2 protein-coding genes are annotated in these 1,544 nt (G+C 38.1%); both read right to left on the bottom strand.

Annotation, left to right across the window (positions count from 1 at the left end; translation table 11 throughout):
• Positions 1–87: 87 nt before the first annotated feature.
• Positions 88–267 (bottom strand): hypothetical protein, encoded by a 180-nt coding sequence (locus tag DW650_RS19265; RefSeq protein ID WP_117636772.1) that lies wholly within the window; start codon positions 265–267, stop codon positions 88–90.
• A gap of 57 nt (positions 268–324) precedes the next feature.
• A complete protein-coding gene (locus DW650_RS19260) occupies positions 325–1,476 on the bottom strand; it encodes an IS91 family transposase (protein WP_118210880.1) in 1,152 nt (383 codons plus the stop codon).
• Positions 1,477–1,544: the final 68 nt, after the last annotated feature.

Genomic DNA, 1,544 nt, shown 5'->3' with positions numbered 1-1,544 from the left:
TTACTTTATAGGAAAGTTCTAACTTTGGGATTGCTAGATATGAAAAGTGCCCGCAAGTTAGCGGGCACGACAAATAAACGATAGGTTTTAGAAGATATAGAAGCCTTCAGCACCAGGGAAGTCTTCACCAAACTCATCGTCTTCATTTAAGAAGTAATCCATATCAAGCAAATCATCCTCACTCATGTGACGGATGTCATCAGCAGTCATGCCTTCAGGTGGATTCTGTATGTACTTGTTTCTGATTTCATCTGAACGTTGCGACATAGTATTTCCTCCGTTTTTTTTTACATTCTATCACAGAGGAAGAGGTGATGTATATATTTATGCTGATGAAGGAGATGGGAGTCTACCCATAGCCTTTTCGTACATTTCGTTCAGAGAAATATGCTGATGTTTATGATAAAACTCAAGGAAAAGCATTGTTTCGCCACAGCAAGGGCATTTAAGCGGGTCATAGCCAAAGGAAGATAATGTACAATCGCGCCAACGATTAAAAGAAAGAATAGTTTTACGTTTTTCCTTTGCAATGGCGAGATTGATTTTCTTATCATTCTCGCGAGATCTGGCATAAAGCCCATAGTAGCGGATTTGCTTGAAATGTTTTTCTGGTATGTGCTGAATAAGCCTTGCAATAAAATCCATTACAGGAATTGTTTCAACAACACGTTGGTCATCTTCATGTCGATTGTAATGAAAAGTTACATTTTCGCCATCGTACGCATCAATACGAGAAGTAGCGATAACGGGACGACCAAGGTATCGCCCAATGTACTTAGCAACAATTGTTGGATTGCATTTGTTTGGTTTTGCATATACGTAGAAACCATCCTTGTGTTCTTTATAACATTTGGCTTTAACCTTTTTGAAAGATGAGCCTATCTTCTTTTCCATTAGGTTAAGCAAAGCGGTTCTGAAAGCATTACGAAGATAGGTGTAATTAAAGTGAGTTTTCGCGCGCCAAAGACCAGAGTTACCAATTCCGCCTTCTGAAAGAAGACAATGAATGTGAGGATTCCATTTTAAATCTCTACCGAAGGTGTGAAGAACAAGGATAAATCCTGGAGTAAATTTTTCTGTTTTGTTGTCTTTATGAAACATGCGAAGGATAACACTTTGAACTGCTTCAAAAAGAAGACCAAGAAGTTCACGGTCTTCAAGAAAGAAGTGTCTGAGTTCAGAATCAATGGTAAAGACACAATGACGATGCTGGACATTGATTATCTTAAAAGACATAGAAGTAGTGCGGTCAATGGAATATTTTGTTCCACAGGTAGGACAAAATCTACTGTGGCAACGAAATGGAACAAATTTAAGAGTTCCACATTGACCACAACCATACATTGCACCACCAAAAGAAGGGTCACCACAGTTAATCATACGATCAACATTTTCAATGACCGATTTTCGAGGATGTAATGTATAAATCATTCTTTCATAATTATCTTTAAATATATCCTGAAGTATGTTGCGCATAAGATTATTATGAAGGGATTGCAACAAAAAGAAAACCCATAAATCCCCTCATGAATGAGGGGGCAGGG

The sequence above is a fragment of the Roseburia sp. AM23-20 genome, from assembly GCF_003470905.1.
Classification (GTDB): Bacteria; Bacillota; Clostridia; order Lachnospirales; family Lachnospiraceae; genus Roseburia; species Roseburia rectibacter.
This window is presented reverse-complemented; position numbering and strand designations above follow the sequence as displayed.

Excerpts from the sequence above, each read along its gene's own strand:
- DW650_RS19260 (WP_118210880.1), bottom strand. The coding sequence starts at position 1,476 with ATGCGCAACATACTTCAGGATATATTTAAAGATAATTATGAAAGAATG.
- DW650_RS19265 (WP_117636772.1), bottom strand. The coding sequence starts at position 267 with ATGTCGCAACGTTCAGATGAAATCAGAAACAAGTACATACAGAATCCA.